14 protein-coding genes and 1 pseudogene are annotated in these 14,630 nt (G+C 68.4%); 3 read left to right on the forward strand and 12 right to left on the reverse strand.

Annotation, left to right across the window (positions count from 1 at the left end):
• Window positions 1-83: 83 nt before the first annotated feature.
• The 3 genes and pseudogenes from ACG00Y_RS21350 (at window position 84) to ACG00Y_RS21360 (ending at window position 4,214) form a co-directional block, all read left to right on the forward strand.
• Window positions 84-2,810: an ExeM/NucH family extracellular endonuclease gene (locus ACG00Y_RS21350; RefSeq protein WP_394482374.1), complete on the forward strand. Its 2,727-nt coding sequence runs from the start codon at window positions 84-86 to the stop codon at window positions 2,808-2,810.
• 74 nt (window positions 2,811-2,884) lie between these two features.
• Window positions 2,885-3,352 (forward strand): annotated as a pseudogene (locus ACG00Y_RS21355) (FxDxF family PEP-CTERM protein); the annotation flags it as partial.
• Window positions 3,353-3,389: 37 nt separating this feature from the next.
• On the forward strand, window positions 3,390-4,214 hold the full coding sequence (locus ACG00Y_RS21360; RefSeq protein WP_394482375.1) for a PEP-CTERM sorting domain-containing protein: 825 nt from the start codon (window positions 3,390-3,392) through the stop codon (window positions 4,212-4,214).
• Window positions 4,215-4,262: 48 nt separating this feature from the next.
• Here ACG00Y_RS21360 and ruvC read toward each other — a convergent pair whose 3' ends face one another.
• From ruvC to dusB, 12 genes are all read right to left on the reverse strand, one after another.
• Window positions 4,263-4,811 (reverse strand): crossover junction endodeoxyribonuclease RuvC, encoded by a 549-nt coding sequence (ruvC, locus tag ACG00Y_RS21365; protein WP_394482378.1) that lies wholly within the window; start codon window positions 4,809-4,811, stop codon window positions 4,263-4,265.
• On the reverse strand, window positions 4,811-5,809 hold the full coding sequence (locus ACG00Y_RS21370) for a phosphatidate cytidylyltransferase (protein ID WP_394482380.1): 999 nt from the start codon (window positions 5,807-5,809) through the stop codon (window positions 4,811-4,813). The genes ruvC and ACG00Y_RS21370 overlap by 1 nt, the downstream gene beginning before the upstream one ends.
• Window positions 5,806-6,459, reverse strand: a complete 654-nt coding sequence (locus tag ACG00Y_RS21375) for a lysophospholipid acyltransferase family protein (protein WP_394482381.1) — start codon at window positions 6,457-6,459, stop codon at window positions 5,806-5,808. Before ACG00Y_RS21375 ends, ACG00Y_RS21370 begins: the two co-directional genes overlap by 4 nt.
• 40 nt (window positions 6,460-6,499) lie before the next feature.
• Entirely contained in the window at window positions 6,500-6,889 is a 390-nt protein-coding gene (locus ACG00Y_RS21380; protein WP_394482382.1) for a GFA family protein, read from the reverse strand.
• Window positions 6,886-7,419: a GNAT family N-acetyltransferase gene (locus tag ACG00Y_RS21385; RefSeq protein ID WP_394482383.1), complete on the reverse strand. Its 534-nt coding sequence runs from the start codon at window positions 7,417-7,419 to the stop codon at window positions 6,886-6,888. The genes ACG00Y_RS21380 and ACG00Y_RS21385 overlap by 4 nt, the downstream gene beginning before the upstream one ends.
• A 12-nt stretch (window positions 7,420-7,431) precedes the next feature.
• Window positions 7,432-9,042, reverse strand: coding sequence for a GMC family oxidoreductase N-terminal domain-containing protein (locus ACG00Y_RS21390; protein WP_394482384.1), 1,611 nt, complete (start codon window positions 9,040-9,042; stop codon window positions 7,432-7,434).
• Window positions 9,039-9,545: a hypothetical protein gene (locus ACG00Y_RS21395; protein ID WP_394482385.1), complete on the reverse strand. Its 507-nt coding sequence runs from the start codon at window positions 9,543-9,545 to the stop codon at window positions 9,039-9,041. Before ACG00Y_RS21395 ends, ACG00Y_RS21390 begins: the two co-directional genes overlap by 4 nt.
• Window positions 9,545-10,954: a coniferyl aldehyde dehydrogenase gene (locus tag ACG00Y_RS21400; protein ID WP_394482386.1), complete on the reverse strand. Its 1,410-nt coding sequence runs from the start codon at window positions 10,952-10,954 to the stop codon at window positions 9,545-9,547. Before ACG00Y_RS21400 ends, ACG00Y_RS21395 begins: the two co-directional genes overlap by 1 nt.
• 92 nt (window positions 10,955-11,046) lie before the next feature.
• On the reverse strand, window positions 11,047-11,625 hold the full coding sequence (locus ACG00Y_RS21405; RefSeq protein WP_394482388.1) for a hypothetical protein: 579 nt from the start codon (window positions 11,623-11,625) through the stop codon (window positions 11,047-11,049).
• A gap of 8 nt (window positions 11,626-11,633) precedes the next feature.
• Window positions 11,634-13,214 (reverse strand): bifunctional phosphoribosylaminoimidazolecarboxamide formyltransferase/IMP cyclohydrolase, encoded by a 1,581-nt coding sequence (gene purH, locus ACG00Y_RS21410; RefSeq protein ID WP_394482390.1) that lies wholly within the window; start codon window positions 13,212-13,214, stop codon window positions 11,634-11,636.
• A 59-nt stretch (window positions 13,215-13,273) separates the two neighbouring features.
• On the reverse strand, window positions 13,274-13,522 hold the full coding sequence (locus ACG00Y_RS21415) for a helix-turn-helix domain-containing protein (RefSeq protein WP_394482391.1): 249 nt from the start codon (window positions 13,520-13,522) through the stop codon (window positions 13,274-13,276).
• A 7-nt stretch (window positions 13,523-13,529) separates the two neighbouring features.
• Window positions 13,530-14,579 carry a tRNA dihydrouridine synthase DusB gene (gene dusB / locus ACG00Y_RS21420; RefSeq protein ID WP_394482392.1) on the reverse strand — a complete coding sequence of 350 codons (1,050 nt, stop codon included), beginning with the start codon at window positions 14,577-14,579 and terminating at the stop codon, window positions 13,530-13,532.
• Window positions 14,580-14,630: the final 51 nt, after the last annotated feature.

Genomic DNA, 14,630 nt, shown 5'->3' on the forward strand with positions numbered 1-14,630 from the left:
CACCCCCTCGAACCGGGTGGATCGATTCGTCACGAAGCATCAATAGGATGCGCCCCGTCTTGGGCAATTTTTACTAATCAGTCATGAAACTCCGACCCCTGGTAGCTCTTCTTGCCGCAGCCTTCGCGACGCCGTTCGCGCTGAATGCGTCTGCAGCCGTTGTCATCAGCCAGGTGTACGGCGGGGGTGGCAACGGCGGCGCCACGCTGAAGAACGACTTCATCGAGCTGTTCAACAACGGCTCCGCGCCGGTCAGCCTCAGCGGCTGGTCCGTGCAGTACGCCTCGGCTGCCGGCACGACCTGGGCGGTGACCACGCTGCCGGCCGTGGACCTGCAACCGGGGCAGTACCTGCTGGTGCAGCAGGCAGCCGGCACGGGCGGCACCACCGCGCTGCCGACGCCGGACGCGACGGGCACCATCGGCATGGGCGGCGCTGCGGGCAAGGTCGCGCTGTCAACCTCGACCGGCGCGCTGTCCGGCGCCAGCCCGGCGGCCGCCGACCTCGTGGCCTATGCATCGCTGACCAGCACGACCGCGTCGGTGCGCGCCGACAACGGCTGCGGCACCACCTTCATCACCGCTGCGCCGTTGCCCCGCAACACCGCCACCCCGCTCGCGCCCTGCGCCAACGCGCCGGCGCCCGGCCCGGCACCGGCACCCGGCCCGGCACCTGCGCCGGCTGCGTTCAAGCACATCTACGAAATCCAGGGCAGCGGCGCCAGCAGCCCACTGGTCGGCCAGAGTGTCACGACCGAAGGCGTGGTGACCCGGCTCACCAACAACGGCTTCTACATGCAGTCCCTGGTGGGCGACGGCAACGCCGCCACGTCTGACGGCATCCTCGTCTTCACCAGCACGGCACCCACCGTGGCCGTCGGCCAGCTGGCACGCCTGACCGGCACCGTCGGCGAGTTCTCGACCGGCGGCGGCACCGTCACCCAGCTCACCAGCCCGTCCGGCATCAGCACGAACCCGGGCTACAGCGTCACACCCACGGCCATCAGCCTGCCGGTGGCCGGCGGCCTGGAAGCCTACGAAGGCATGCTGGTCACGCTGGCCGGCCCGCTGACGGTGGGCCAGACCTCCTTCCAGGCGCGCTTTGGCCAGCTGACGCTGGCGGCCGGCGGCCGGCTGGAAACGCCCACCAACAAGTACCGCGCGGGATCGCAGCAGGCCATCGCCATGGCCGCCAGCAACGCGGCACGCCTGGTCGTGCTGGAAGACGGCAGCTCGCTGCAGAACGTCGACCCCACGCCCTTCACCGGCCCGACCGGCGCACTGCGTGGCGGTGACACCGTCGCGTCCATCACCGGCGTGGTCGACTACGGCCCCACCACCGCGAGCGGTGGCGCTCCCGGCGCCTACCGCATCGTGCCGCAAACCAATGCGGCCCTGCAGTACACGCTCAGCAACCCGCGCACCACGACGCCGCCGTCGGTGGGCGGCAACGTGAAGCTGTCCGCCTTCAACGTGCTGAACTACTTCACCACCTTCACCAACGGCGCGACGGCCGACGGCGGCAGCGGCCAGACCTGCGCGGCCGGCCAGTCCGCGTCCGCCAGCTGCCGCGGCGCCAACAGCCTCGCCGAGTTCAACCGCCAGCGGGACAAGATCGTGGCTGCACTCAGCGCCATCGATGCCGACGCCGTCGGCCTGATGGAGATCCAGAACAACGCCGTCGCGACGCAGAACCTGGTGGCGGCGCTGAACGCCCGCTACGGCAGCAGCGTCTACGCCGTGGCGCCTGGCCTGGCCGCCGGCGTGGTCGGCACGGATGCCATCAAGACCACCGTCATCTACAAGCCCGCCAAGCTCAGCCCCGTGGGCACGTCGGTGATCGACAACGACGCCGTCAACAACCGCCCGACGGTGGCGCAGACCTTCGCCGCGCCCAACGGCCTGAAGTTCACGCTGGTCGTCAATCACCTGAAGAGCAAGGGCAGCTGCCCCTCGTCGTCGAGTGACCCGGACGCAGACCAGCGCGACGGCCAGGGCTGCCACAACGCCACGCGCGTGGCGCAGGCCGACCGGCTGCGCAGCTTCGTCGCCACGCTGCAGACCAACAGTGGCAGCAACGACGTCGTGCTGGTGGGTGACTTCAACGCCTACGGCATGGAAGACCCCATCACGCGCCTGACCGACAACGGCTTCGTCGACCAGATCGGCCGCTTCAACACGCTGGGCTATTCCTACGTCTTCGACGGTGCCGTCGGCCGGCTTGACCACGCCATCACCACGTCGTCGCTGTCGCCCAAGGTCAGCGGCGCGACCGAGTGGCACATCAATGCCGATGAGTCGGTGGCACACGACTACAACCTGGAGTTCAAGAAGCCGGCCTGCGCGACCTGCGCTGCCGACCCCTACCAACCGACCGTGTACCGCTCGTCGGACCACGACCCGGTGATCATGGGCCTGAACCTGTACAACACCTACATCACCGCGGCGGGTGCCAGCGTTGCGGGCACGGCGGGGGATGACCTGATCACGGTCGGCGCGCTCAGGCCCACGCTGACGGGCGGTGCGGGGCGCGACCAGTTCGCGTTCGGCACTGGCTTCACGGGCGGCGCCACGCTGACCGACTTCACGCCGGGCAGCGACATCATCAACCTGCGTGCGGTGCTGCGAACAGCCGGCGTCACGGCCGAGGCGCCGCTCACCAGCGGCCATGTCATCTGTTCCCGCACGGGCGCCAGTGACTCGCTGATCTCCATGGACCCCGACGCCACCGGACCGGCATCGCGTCGCTCGCTGCTGCTGCTGAAGAACGTCAGCTGCGGCTCGCTGAGCGCCGGCAGCTTCCAGTTCTGAGCCGCTTCCACTCTTTTCGGATCAACAACGCCATGACCCACATCCCTACCCTGCGCGCTGCCCTGGCCGCCGCCGTCCTGAGCCTGACTGCCGCAGCGGCCTCTGCAGAAGACTTCCGCTTCGACGGCAGCTTCACGTTCTCCGAAGTCAGCAACGTCGAGGGCCAGGCCTTCACCGGCACCTTCTCGCTCGATCTGCCCGCCAGCGACTACAGAGGCGAAGTACTGCTGACGGCCTTCAGTTTCAACTTCGGCGGTCAGGCATACACGCTGGCCACGGCCGACGCAATTTCTCCGCCCACGGTGCTGTTCGACGCGGGCGTGTTCACGGAACTGCGTTACGACTCCAGCGTCAACGGCACGACGCTGACCCTCTATTCAGGCTTCCTCGGCGGTTTGCAAGGCACGCTGGATCACAGCGGGCCACTGGGATTCAGCTCCGGCGAATTCCAGATCTCTGCCGTGCCCGAACCCGAAAGCTACGCCCTGATGCTCGGCGGCCTCGGCCTGGTGGGCTGGATGACCCGCCGCCGCAAGGCTTGACCCCGCTCACAAACGCCACTTCCATCCAGGACATCCCATGCACAAGCAACTCACCGCTCTCGCCCTCGCCGCCCTTGCCGCGCTGCCGGCCCATGCCGCCGTGTCGCTCATTGCGACCGACCTGGACTACAGCGAGACCTTCGACACGCTGGCCTCGGCGACCTCCAGCACCAACATTGCCTGGGCCAATGACAGCACGCTGGCCGGCTGGTCGCTGTTCAACCGTCCCAACGGCACCGCGGCGCCCACCTACCGGGGCGACGACGGCAACTCGAACACCGGCCACTTCTTCAGTTACGGCAGTACCGGCAACAGCGACCGCGCGCTGGGCAGCATCGGCTCGGGCGGCGCCGCCAGCTACTGGGGCACGGTAGCGAACGGCGCAACGGCCGGCTACATCGCCCTCGCACTGCAGAACAACACCGGCAAGACCATCGACAGCTTCAAGCTGAGCTACGACGGCGAGCAGTGGCGCAATGGCGGCAACGCGACGGCCCAGGCGATGACCGTGCAGTACGGCTTCGGCGCCAGTTTTGCTGACGTGGCCGACTGGGGTGACCTGAGCAGCCTGACCTTTACCTCACCGGTTGCGAGCACCACGTCCGACGACCTGAACGGCAACCTCGCCGCCAACCGCGCGCCAGGTCTGACGCAGACGGTGGAGTCGCTGACCTGGGCCAACGGCAGCACGCTGTGGGTGCGCTGGGCCGAGGTCAACAACGCCGGCAACGACCACGGACTGGCTATCGACAATGTGGCCTTCACGGCCACGGTGTCTGCCGTGCCGGAACCCCAAACCTACGCGCTGATGCTGGGTGGCCTGGGCCTGGTCGGCTGGATGGCCCGCCGCCGCAAGGCCTGAGCAGACTCCCGCCACGTTGAACGGCCCGCTTCGGCGGGCCGTTTTGCTTCAGTAGGTGCGCCCGCCCTTGAACTGCGCGTGCTGCCGCCTTTGCAGCGTCGTGCTGCGGCTCATGGCCTCGAAGCTGACGCTCGCATGGGCATGCATGATCGCAATGCCCAGCGCATCGGCGGCATCGGTGCCAGGCAGGCCGGGCAGAGCCAGCAGGCGCTGCACCATGGCCTGGATCTGCTCCTTCTTGGCGTGGCCGTGGCCGACGATGGCCTTCTTCATCTGCAGGGCCGTGTACTCGCTCACCGGCAGGTCCGCAGACACCAGCGCCGTGATCGCCGCGCCGCGCGCCTGGCCCAGCAGCAGCGTGGACTGCGGGTTCACGTTGACGAAGACGATCTCCACCGCCGCGCACTGGGGCTGGTAGCGCGCGGTGACCTCGCGGATGCCGTCGAACAGGATCTTCAGCCGCGCCGGCAGGTCGCCGGTGGCGACGGCGCTGGTCTTGATGGTGCCGCTGGCGACATAGGCCAGGCGCGGGCCATCGGCCTCGATCACGCCAAAACCGGTGGTCTGCAAGCCAGGGTCGATGCCGAGAATCCTCATCACCGGTATCCCAGCGGCAACTGGAAATACCAGCGCGCCGAATGGAAGAACACCGGCGCCGCAAAGCACAGCACCGCGATGCGGTCTAGCAGGCCGACGGCGCCGGTGATGGAACTGCGGTTGCCCCAGTAGCGCACGCCCGCATCCTTCTTCAGCGCCTTCATGACCAGACCGCCAAAGCCCGCCGCTGCGGCGGTGACGAAGGCCATCGCCAGCGCCTGGCCGGCCTTGAACGGCGTGATCCAGTACAGCAGGCCGCCAGCCAGCGCGCCGGTCAGCGTGCCTATCCACCAGGCGCGCATCGAGAAGCTGCGGCTGATGCGCCGCGCCACCGGTCGGCGGCGCAACGTGCGCGTGGCGATCTCCTGCGCGATCTGCGACGACGCCACCACCATGACCAGGAAGAACAGCAGGAAGGCCCCCCGGCCGGTGAAGCCCGGGAAGTCCAGCAGCAGCAGCGCCGGCGCGTGCGACAGGCCGTAGACGCAGACCATCACGCCCCACTGGATCTTGGCGTTGCGTTCGAGAAAGCGGCTGGGGTCGTCGGCCAGTGCGCTGACGATGGGCAGCAGCAGGAAGCCGTAGACGGGCAGGAACACCGTGAACAGGTCGAAGAAGCGCGTGCCGCACAGCATGTACTGCACCGGCACCAGCACGAAGAAGGCGACGAGGAGAGGGCGGTGGTCGCTGCGCTGCGTGTGCACGAGCGTGATGAACTCGCGCAGCGCCAGGAAGGAGAACAGCGCGAACAGCAGCGTCGCGCCCAGCGGCCCGGAGATCCAGGCGACCCAGAACATGCAGCCGCCTATCCAGGCCGCGCGCAGGTCGCGGCGCACGCGCTCCCAGGTCAACTCCGAGGCCCGGCGCGCGTCCTCGTCGGCGCGCTCGCGCAGCGAGTTCAGGAACAGCCCCACCGTCAGCAGCATCAGGAAGCCGAACAGCACGACGAACAGCAGCGCGACCTGCTCGCTGGCATCCAGGCCCTTCAGCCACCTCATGCGTCGGCCTCCGCCACATGGCCGACCAGCGTCGGGTCGGGCCGCTGCTCCATGACCGCCTCACGGGCGCGGCACAGGAAGTCGGCCTTGCTCTCGCCATCCTGCAGCTGGATGGGCGCGCCGAACGTCACCGTGCACAGGATGGGCACGGGCACGACCTCGCCCTTGGGCATGACGCGCTGCACGTTGTCTATCCAGGTGGGGATCAGTTGCACGTGCGGGAACTGCTGCGCCAGGTGATAGATGCCGCTCTTGAACGGCATGGGGTTGCCTTTGTTCGAGCGCGTGCCCTCCGGAAAGATGACGAGCGAATCGCCATTGGCCAGCGCCTCGACGAGGGGCTCCAGCGGGTCTTCGTCCGGCGTGGCGCGCGAGCGGCTGACGTAGATGGCGTTGAACACCTCAGTGGTCAGCCAGCGCCGGAAGGCGCTCTTGGTCCAGTAGTCACGCGCGGCGATGGCGCGGGTCTGCGCGCGCAACTCGTGCGGGAACGCGGCCCAGATCAGGACGAGGTCGAAGTGACTCTGGTGATTGGCGATGTAAATGCGCTGCTCGGCTTTTGGCGGGCAGCCCTTCCAGTGGCCTTGCGCGCCCGTGATGAGGCGGGCGATGAAGGCGAGCAACTGGCCGGTGAAGGCGGCTGGCGTCATCGCCGGATTATCAGTGCCGCCCTTGGCTGCGATGGCAAGGCTAGAACCAATAGTCCCGCACGCAGCGCCCGTCGCGCGGCAGGTCGTCGAACGTGTCAAACCCGTCGAAGTGGTCGATGGGAATCTCAGCCACGGCCTCGGGCTCGGCCAGCCGCAGGTTGACGGCGAGGCGGCGGCGGCCTTGCTCGTCCAGGCTCAGGCCGCGCCAGTGCGTCACGCAGCCGCAGGTCGCACAGAAGTGGAACTCCAGCGCCTTGCCACGGACATAAGCCTGCGTGGGGCCGGTGACGTGGATGCCCTCGTCCACGTAGTCGTAGGCCCACAGCGTGCCGTAGCGCCGGCAGGCGGTGCAGTTGCAGGCGGTGGCGCCGTCGGGCTGGCCGTCGAAGCGCCAGTGGACGCTGCCGCACAGGCAGGAACCTTCGATCATGGGGACTCCTTCACGGCGGCGGCATAGATCGGGTCGGCGTAGTAGCGGCCGCCGAACAGGAACTGGCTGGTGCCGACCTGCACGAAACCGAAGCGCCCGTAGAACTCGACGGCGCGCACGTTGCGGTCGTAGACGCCCAGCCAAAGCGTGCGCGCGCCACGCCGCCGCGCTTGCTCATGCACCTCGGCCATCAGCCGCGCGCCCAGGCCCTGGCCGATGAAGCCCTGGCCCAGGTAGAGGCGCCACAGCTGCAGCGGCTGGGGCGCAGTCACGCAGCCCGGTGGCGGTGTGTCGCGCAAGATGGCGTAACCCGCCAACTGCTCGCCCACCCAGACCAGCAGCGTCGCGCAGGCCGGGTCGCGGATGACCCCTGCCATCACCTCCGGCTGGAAGTGCTCGGCACAGTAGTCGGCGATCTCCTGAGGGTCGTCAAGGCCGAGGTAGGTGTCGGCGAAGGCCCGGGCGGCGAATGACGCCAGCGCGGCGGCGTCGTCAACCGTGGCGTGGCGGATGTGCGGTGTCGTCGGCATGCCGACGATTCTCTAGGCCAACGGCTGCGCCTTGCCACCCAGCCGCTGGATCAGCCCGCTCGTCAGCCGCGCCGCCAGGCCATAGACGGTGAGCTGCGGGTTGGCGCCCAGGCTGGTCGGGAACAGCGAGCCGTCGTGCACCGACAGGTTGGCGAGCTGCCAGTGCTGGCCGTCCGGTCGCACGACGCCGCGGGCCGCATCGGCAGCCAGCGTGCAGCCGCCCATCACGTGGGCGCTGCCGACGGTGGCAAGAAATGGCTTCATCGCGAGACCGGCGATACCAGCCTTCGCCTCCGCCAGGCTGGCGTAGTCGGCGGCCTGCTCGTGCACCGGGCGCACGGCCTTGGCGCCGGCGGCGAACTGGATCTCGGCCATCGTCAGATAGCTGCGGCGCACGCCGTCGAGCAGGTAGTCGGTCAGCGCGTAGTCCAGCTGGGGCGAGCCGTCGCTGCGCAGCTTGACGGCGCCGCCCGCCGCATCGGCATGGAAGCCATCGCGCAGCAGCGCGATCATCAGCTGCGTGCGCGGCAGGTCGCGGGCGCGCTGGGCCAGCTCGGCGCCAATGCCGCCGCCATTGGTCAAGGCGAAGGCCGGGTGAACGGGGGCGACTTCGAGCTTGTAGCCCACCGGGCCATCAACGGGGCCGGTGTGCAGGAAGTGGTCGCTGAACACCGACAGCGGCGCACCGGCCCAGCCCGCGACCTCATGCTCGAACAGCGCCACGACACCGGCGGTGGGATGCAGGAAGGTGCGCTTGCCGAGCAGGCTGTGCGGGTCGGGCGCACCGGATCGCAGCAGCAGCGCCGGCGAGTTGATGGCGCCGCCGGCGACGACGTAATGCTTGGCGGTGATGCGCAGCGGCGCGCCCGTGACGGCACCATCCAGCGCCACCGGCTCGACGACCAGCGCCGTCGCGCGCTCGCCCCGCAGCTCGAACTTCGCGGCGCGTGACTGCACCAGCATCGTCGCGCCCAGGTCCAGCGCGGCGGGCAGCGTGCTGACCAGCATGCTCTGCTTGGCATTCGTCGGGCAGCCCATGCCACAGGAGCCGAGGTTCCAGCAGCCCTTGACGTTGCGGCGCACGACCTTGGTCGGGATGCCCAGCTTGTCGGCACCGCGCTTGAGCACGCCGTTGTTCTCGTTGGGCTCGGTCAGCCAGTCGCTGATGTTCAGGCGCCGCTCGACCTGCTCGAACCACGGCGCCATTGCGGCCTCGTTGAAGTCTGTCAGGCCGAACTTGTCGCCCCAGTACGCGAGCGCATCGGGCGGCGTGCGGAAAGACCCCGTCCAGTTCACCGTCGTGGAGCCGCCGACGCAGCGGCCCTGCAGGATGTTCATTGCCTGATCGACCGTCTTGCGGCCGCCGCACTCCTGGTAGAGGTCGCGATAGGCGTCCAGCTCGCGCTGCTTGAACTGGCTGCTGGAGCGCAGCGGGCCTTCTTCGACGATGACGATCTTCAGCCCCGCGCGGGCCAGCATCTCGGCCGTGATGCCGGCACCGGCGCCGCTGCCGATGATGGCGACGTCGCAGTCCAGCGAGGCGGGCAGCGCCGCATGCGGGCCGCCGTGCACCTTCCAGCCACGCTGCAGGCCGCCGAGGATGGAGTCGGGCAGTGAACTCATGGGATCTCGCGCTGGCCGGGGTAGCCGGCAGCCTGCCAGTTGGCGGGCTCGGTGAAGAAGGCAATCACGTTCAGGTCACGCAGCGCGTGATAGACCTGCTGCCGGGTGTTGGACGAGGACAGGCGCATGGCGTCCAGCGCCTGCTGCACGTCTTGCGTGCTGGCTTGGGCCCAAGCGATGGACAGGCCGACCAGCGCATAGCGGCCGGCCGCCGTGCCGAGCAGGCCGAGGGCATCGGACAGCTCCTTGCGCGTCGCGGCGGGGAAGCCGGCGATGGTCGCGTCCAGCCGCGCGAGCTGGGCTTGCAGCGCGGCATCCCGCGCCGCACCTGACGGCAGCAAGTCGGACAACACGGCCTGCGCGGCGGCGCGCATCACCTCGCGCGCGCCGGGGCCCAGCTTGCCGTCCACCAGGCCCGGCTTGATCAACGCGATGCCGGCGCCGGCCACGCCGATGATGACGGCGGCGCCAATACCTAACTTCAAAAGTCGACGGCGCTGCATCAGATGATCTTCTTCAATACGGAAAGCAGGCGTTCGAAGGTCTTGCCATAGGGCGGCTGGAAGAGCTTGGTACCGGCAAAGCGCGACTGGATGAACAGCGGCTTCTCCTTGCTGAAGGTGCGAAAGCCCCACTCGCCGTGGTACGAGCCCATGCCGCTGGCGCCGACGCCACCGAAGGGCTGGTCCTCCTGGCCCAGGTGCCACAGGCAGTCGTTGATGGTCACGCCGCCGGCATGGGTCTGTGCCATCACGTGATCACGCGCGGCGCTGTCCTGGCCGAACCAGTACAGCGCCAGCGGGCGGTCCCCACGGTTGACGTGGGCGAGCGCTTCGTCCACCTTGTCGTAGCCGACGACGGGCAGCAGCGGGCCGAAGATCTCTTCCTGCATGACGGTGGCGTCGGGCGGCACATTCAGCAGCAGCGTCGGCACGATGCGTCGGTCGGTCGGCTGCTCGTCATGGCTGCGCAGCACCCGCGCGCCGCGCTCGGCTGCATCGGCGATCAGACCTTGCAGCCGCGCGTGGTGGCGCGGCGTGGCGATGCTGGTGTAGTCGGCATTGCCGGCGATGCGCGGGTACATGCGGCGCATCTCGGCGAGGATCTGCTGGCTCAGCGGCTCCACCAGCTCACGCGGCACCAGCAGATAGTCCGGCGCCACGCAGGTCTGGCCCGCGTTGAAGAGCTTGCCAAAGGCCAGGCGCGATGCGGTCAGGTCCAGGTCGCAGCTGCGGTCGACGATGGCCGGCGACTTGCCGCCCAGCTCCAGCGTCACCGGCGTCAGGTTCTTGGCCGCAGCCTGCGCCACATGGCGACCGACGGCGGTGGAGCCGGTGAAGAACAAGTGGTCGAACGGCAACTGCGTGAAGGCCTTGCCAACCTCGGCGTCGCCGGTGATGACCAGCATCTCCTCGGGCTTGAAGTGCTCCGACACGAGGCGGGCCATCAGCTCCGAGGTGGCCGGCGTCAGCTCCGACGGCTTGATCAGCACGCGATTGCCGGCGGCCAGCGCGGCGATGGCCGGCTCCATGGCCAGGTAGTAGGGGTAGTTCCAGGGCGAGACGATACCGACGACGCCCAACGGCTGGCGCATCAACACATTGCGGCCGGGCAGGAAGTGCAGCGGCGTGGCGACACGGCGCGCCTTCATCCAGCCGCGCAGATGCTTGATCGCATGGCGCGCACCGGACTCGACGGTGAAGATGTCGGCCAGCAGCGACTCCTGCCGCGCGCGGTGGCCGAAGTCCTGGGCCATCGCGGCGGCCAGCGCCTCGCCGTGCTGGCGCGTCATGGCGAGCAGCCGCTCCAGGCGGTCGCGGCGCACTTCGTAGGTCGGCATGCGCTCGGCCTCGAAGGCGCGGCGCTGGCTCAGCAGCGCCAGATGCAGCCGTTCCTGCAGCGCGGTGTCCATGGCCTTGTCTCCGGTTCTTGATCGAATCCGGGGAGGCTAACCGCAAGTGGCAGGTCGACCAACGGGGACGGCCCTGGACTAGAGGCCTACCTCTAGCGGGGCCGGGGCGGGGAGCCTTCAATCGGCAAGGGGAGATCCACGTTCAAGGCGATCTCTCTCACGCAACCCTGCGCTTCCTTGAGCACCAGCATGGTCTCTCGTCCAGCGCGCGGTGCGGCGTAACGCCAGGTCGGCATGGATTCGAAATGCGGCACTGGGACTTCCAGACCGTCCACCCCGATATGCCCGATACCCGCCAGCTGCGGCTGCATCCGGGACGGCGTGGGCAGCGCCGTTGCCAAGTCAGCAGCTCGTACGCAGGGGGCCTGGTTGAGCCTGCGCGTCACGCTCACGACCGTACCCAGGGCGTCGTACCGGCCGTAAACGCCACGCCAACCCAACGTCGGCGCGGAAAGTTCGCGCCAGCATTGGTTGTTGGCCGAGCGCAAATGTTCCAGGCATTCGGTATCGAACTTGAGCCCCAACAGCGCCGGCAGATCCTTGGCATCAAGCGGCTTCCCGAGGCGCGCGAGCTGGTCCATCTTCACCAGCAGATCACGCAGCGCCTGCGACGTGCCGGCGCTGGCAGCCAGTGACGACAGCAGCAGCGCGAACGGAACCAGCCAGCGCACAGTCGTCGTCAGTGACGGAAGTGGCGCACGCCCGTCAGCACCATCGCAATGCCACGCTCATTGGCGGCAGCGATGACTTCTTCGTCGCGCATCGAACCACCCGGCTGGATGACACAGGTCGCGCCCGCATCGGCCAGCACGTCCAGCCCGTCGCGGAACGGGAAGAAGGCATCGCTGGCGACGGCTGAGCCGGTCAGCGAGAGGCCCGCATGCTGGGCCTTGATGGAGGCGATGCGGGCCGAGTCCAGGCGGCTCATCTGGCCGGCGCCGACGCCCAGCGTCATGCCACCACCGCAGAAGACGATGGCATTGCTCTTCACGTACTGGGCCACGGTCCACGCGAACATCAGGTCGTCGAGCTGCTGGGCCGTGGGCTGCAGCGTCGTGACGATCTTCAGGTCTTCGCGCTTCAGGAAGTGGTTGTCCGAGGTCTGCACCAGCAGGCCGGAGCCGACGCGCTTGACGTCCTGCGCATTGCGACCTTGGTCCCAGGGGCGCGAGCCGCCGGCCGGCAGCGCGATCTGCAGCAGCCGCACATTGACCTTGCCCTTGAAGGCTTCCAGCGCCTCGGCGCTGAAGCTGGGCGCCATCAGCACCTCGACGAACTGCTTGGCAACGAGCTGAGCTGCCGCGCCGTCCACCTCGCGGTTGAAGGCAATGATGCCGCCGAAGGCGCTGGTGGGGTCGGTCTTGAAGGCCTTGCTGTAGGCCTCGGCCGGGCCGGCACCGATGGCCACGCCGCAGGGGTTGGCGTGCTTGACGATGACGCAGGCGGGCACGTCGAAGCTCTTCACGCATTCCCACGCCGCATCGGCATCGGCGATGTTGTTGTAGCTCAGCTCCTTGCCCTGCAGCTGCTTGCCGGTGACGAGCGAGCCGGGGGCCGGGAACAGGTCGCGGTAGAGCGCCGCGGTCTGGTGCGAGTTCTCGCCGTAGCGCAGGTCCTGCACCTTGACGAACGTCGAGTTCATCTGCGCGGGGTACTCAGCCTTGCTGCCATCTTCCTGCAGCGCTGACAGATAGTTGCTGATCGCAGCGTCGTACTGCGCGATGCGGTTGAAGGCGGCGACGGAGGCGGCGAAGCGCATCTTGTCGCTGGTCTTGCCATTGGCCTTCAGCTCTTCCAGCACAGCGGCGTACTGGGCCGCGTCGGTCAGCACCGTCACGTCCTTCCAGTTCTTGGCCGCGCTGCGCACCATGGCCGGGCCGCCGATGTCGATGTTCTCGATGGCGTCTTCCAGCGTGCAGCCGGGCTTGGCGACGGTGGCCTCGAACGGGTAGAGGTTGACGGCCAGGATGTCGATGCGCGTGATGCCGTGCTGCTGCATGGCCGCGACATGCTCTGGGAGATCAGAGCGCGCCAGCAGGCCACCATGGATCTTGGGGTGCAGCGTCTTCACGCGGCCGTCCATCATCTCGGGGAAGCCGGTGTGCTCGGCCACCTCGGTGACGGGCAGGCCAGCATCGGCCAGCAGCTTGGCGGTGCCGCCGGTGGACAGCAGCTTGGTGCCCAGCGCGTGCAGCTCCCTGGCGAATTCGAGGATGCCGGTCTTGTCGGAGACGGACAGCAGTGCGGTAAGTTGGGTCATGTTTTTAGTCAGTTGAGGTCGGAGCTTCTCGCTGCGCTCGAAGGTCCAACCCGCAAGAGTTACAGATCATGGTCAGTCAGCTTGCGGCGCAGCGTGTTGCGGTTGATGCCCAGCCATTGCGCAGCCTTGCTCTGGTTGCCGCCGGCCTCACGCATGACGATCTCGATCAGCGGTTTTTCAACGAGCTTGATCAGCATCTCGTGCATCGAATGCGGCTCCTGGCCGTCGAGGTCACGGAAGAAGGCTTCGAGGTTGTCACGCACGCAGGCGTCGATGGGGTTGGGCGGGGTGTTCTTCTGGGCGCTCATGGCAGGTTCAGGCGGCGCAGGCTTCGTCGGCTTGCGCGTCTTCGTCGATGGCCACCTCGGTGGGAGGCAGGCGGTGGTGGGTCTGGCCGAGGTCGTCGAACCAGTCGCGGAGCGCCTGCAACTGCTCTTCGCAGCGCTCCAGGGTGTTCATGTGCTGGCGGAAGTCTTCTCCGCCCGGCAGGCCGCGCACGGCCCAGCCGATGTGCTTGCGCGCGCTGCGCACGCCGCTGCGCTCGCCGTACAGGCCGTAGTGGTCGTGCAGGTGCTCGGTGAGCACGTCGCGCGCTTCGGTGACGGTGGGTGCGGCCAGGTGTTCGCCCGTCGCCAGAAAATGCGACACCTCGCGGAAGATCCAGGGCCGGCCCTGTGCCGCGCGGCCGATCATCAGCGCGTCGGCACCGGTGTAGGCCAGCACGTCACGGGCCTTCTCGGGCGTGTCGATGTCGCCGTTGGCGACGACGGGAATGGTCAGCGCTGTCTTCACGGCCGCTACCGTGTCGTACTCGGCAAGGCCCTTGTAGCCCTGCTCGCGCGTGCGGCCGTGGATGGTCAGCATGGCGATGCCGGCGGCCTCGAAGATGCGGGCCAGGCGCAGTGCGTTGCGCTCGTCGGCGCTCCAGCCGGTGCGCATCTTCAGCGTGACCGGCACGCCAAGCGGCGCGCACACCGCCACGACCGCCTCGACGATCTCCAGCGCCAGCGCCTCGTTGCGCATCAGCGCCGAGCCCGCCCACTTGTTGCAGACCTTCTTGGCCGGGCAGCCCATGTTGATGTCGATGATCTGCGCGCCGCGATCGATGTTGTAGGCGGCCGCCTCGGCCATCATGGCCGCGTCGGTGCCGGCGATCTGCACGGCGATCGGCCCGGGCTCGCCGGCGTGGTCGGCGCGGCGCGAGGTCTTCAGGCTGCCCCACAGCTCCTTGCGCGACGTGACCATCTCGCTGACCGCATAGCCGGCGCCCAGGCGGCGGCACAGCTGGCGGAACGGCCGGTCCGTGACCCCGGCCATCGGCGCGACGAACAGCGCGTTGGGGAGTTGGTGGGGGCCGATGTGCACGAGGGGGCTGCTCAAAAATGAGGCGCGATTGTAGCGACCCGGTCGAACCGA

Source organism: Pelomonas parva, from assembly GCF_043555835.1.
GTDB classification, from domain to species: Bacteria; Pseudomonadota; Gammaproteobacteria; order Burkholderiales; family Burkholderiaceae_C; genus Pelomonas; species Pelomonas parva.

Excerpts from the sequence above, each read along its gene's own strand:
- ACG00Y_RS21350 (WP_394482374.1), top strand. The coding sequence starts at position 84 with ATGAAACTCCGACCCCTGGTAGCTCTTCTTGCCGCAGCCTTCGCGACG.
- ACG00Y_RS21360 (WP_394482375.1), top strand. The coding sequence starts at position 3,390 with ATGCACAAGCAACTCACCGCTCTCGCCCTCGCCGCCCTTGCCGCGCTG.
- ruvC (WP_394482378.1), bottom strand. The coding sequence starts at position 4,811 with ATGAGGATTCTCGGCATCGACCCTGGCTTGCAGACCACCGGTTTTGGC.
- ACG00Y_RS21370 (WP_394482380.1), bottom strand. The coding sequence starts at position 5,809 with ATGAGGTGGCTGAAGGGCCTGGATGCCAGCGAGCAGGTCGCGCTGCTG.
- ACG00Y_RS21375 (WP_394482381.1), bottom strand. The coding sequence starts at position 6,459 with ATGACGCCAGCCGCCTTCACCGGCCAGTTGCTCGCCTTCATCGCCCGC.
- ACG00Y_RS21380 (WP_394482382.1), bottom strand. The coding sequence starts at position 6,889 with ATGATCGAAGGTTCCTGCCTGTGCGGCAGCGTCCACTGGCGCTTCGAC.
- ACG00Y_RS21385 (WP_394482383.1), bottom strand. The coding sequence starts at position 7,419 with ATGCCGACGACACCGCACATCCGCCACGCCACGGTTGACGACGCCGCC.
- ACG00Y_RS21390 (WP_394482384.1), bottom strand. The coding sequence starts at position 9,042 with ATGAGTTCACTGCCCGACTCCATCCTCGGCGGCCTGCAGCGTGGCTGG.
- ACG00Y_RS21395 (WP_394482385.1), bottom strand. The coding sequence starts at position 9,545 with ATGCAGCGCCGTCGACTTTTGAAGTTAGGTATTGGCGCCGCCGTCATC.
- ACG00Y_RS21400 (WP_394482386.1), bottom strand. The coding sequence starts at position 10,954 with ATGGACACCGCGCTGCAGGAACGGCTGCATCTGGCGCTGCTGAGCCAG.
- purH (WP_394482390.1), bottom strand. The coding sequence starts at position 13,214 with ATGACCCAACTTACCGCACTGCTGTCCGTCTCCGACAAGACCGGCATC.
- ACG00Y_RS21415 (WP_394482391.1), bottom strand. The coding sequence starts at position 13,522 with ATGAGCGCCCAGAAGAACACCCCGCCCAACCCCATCGACGCCTGCGTG.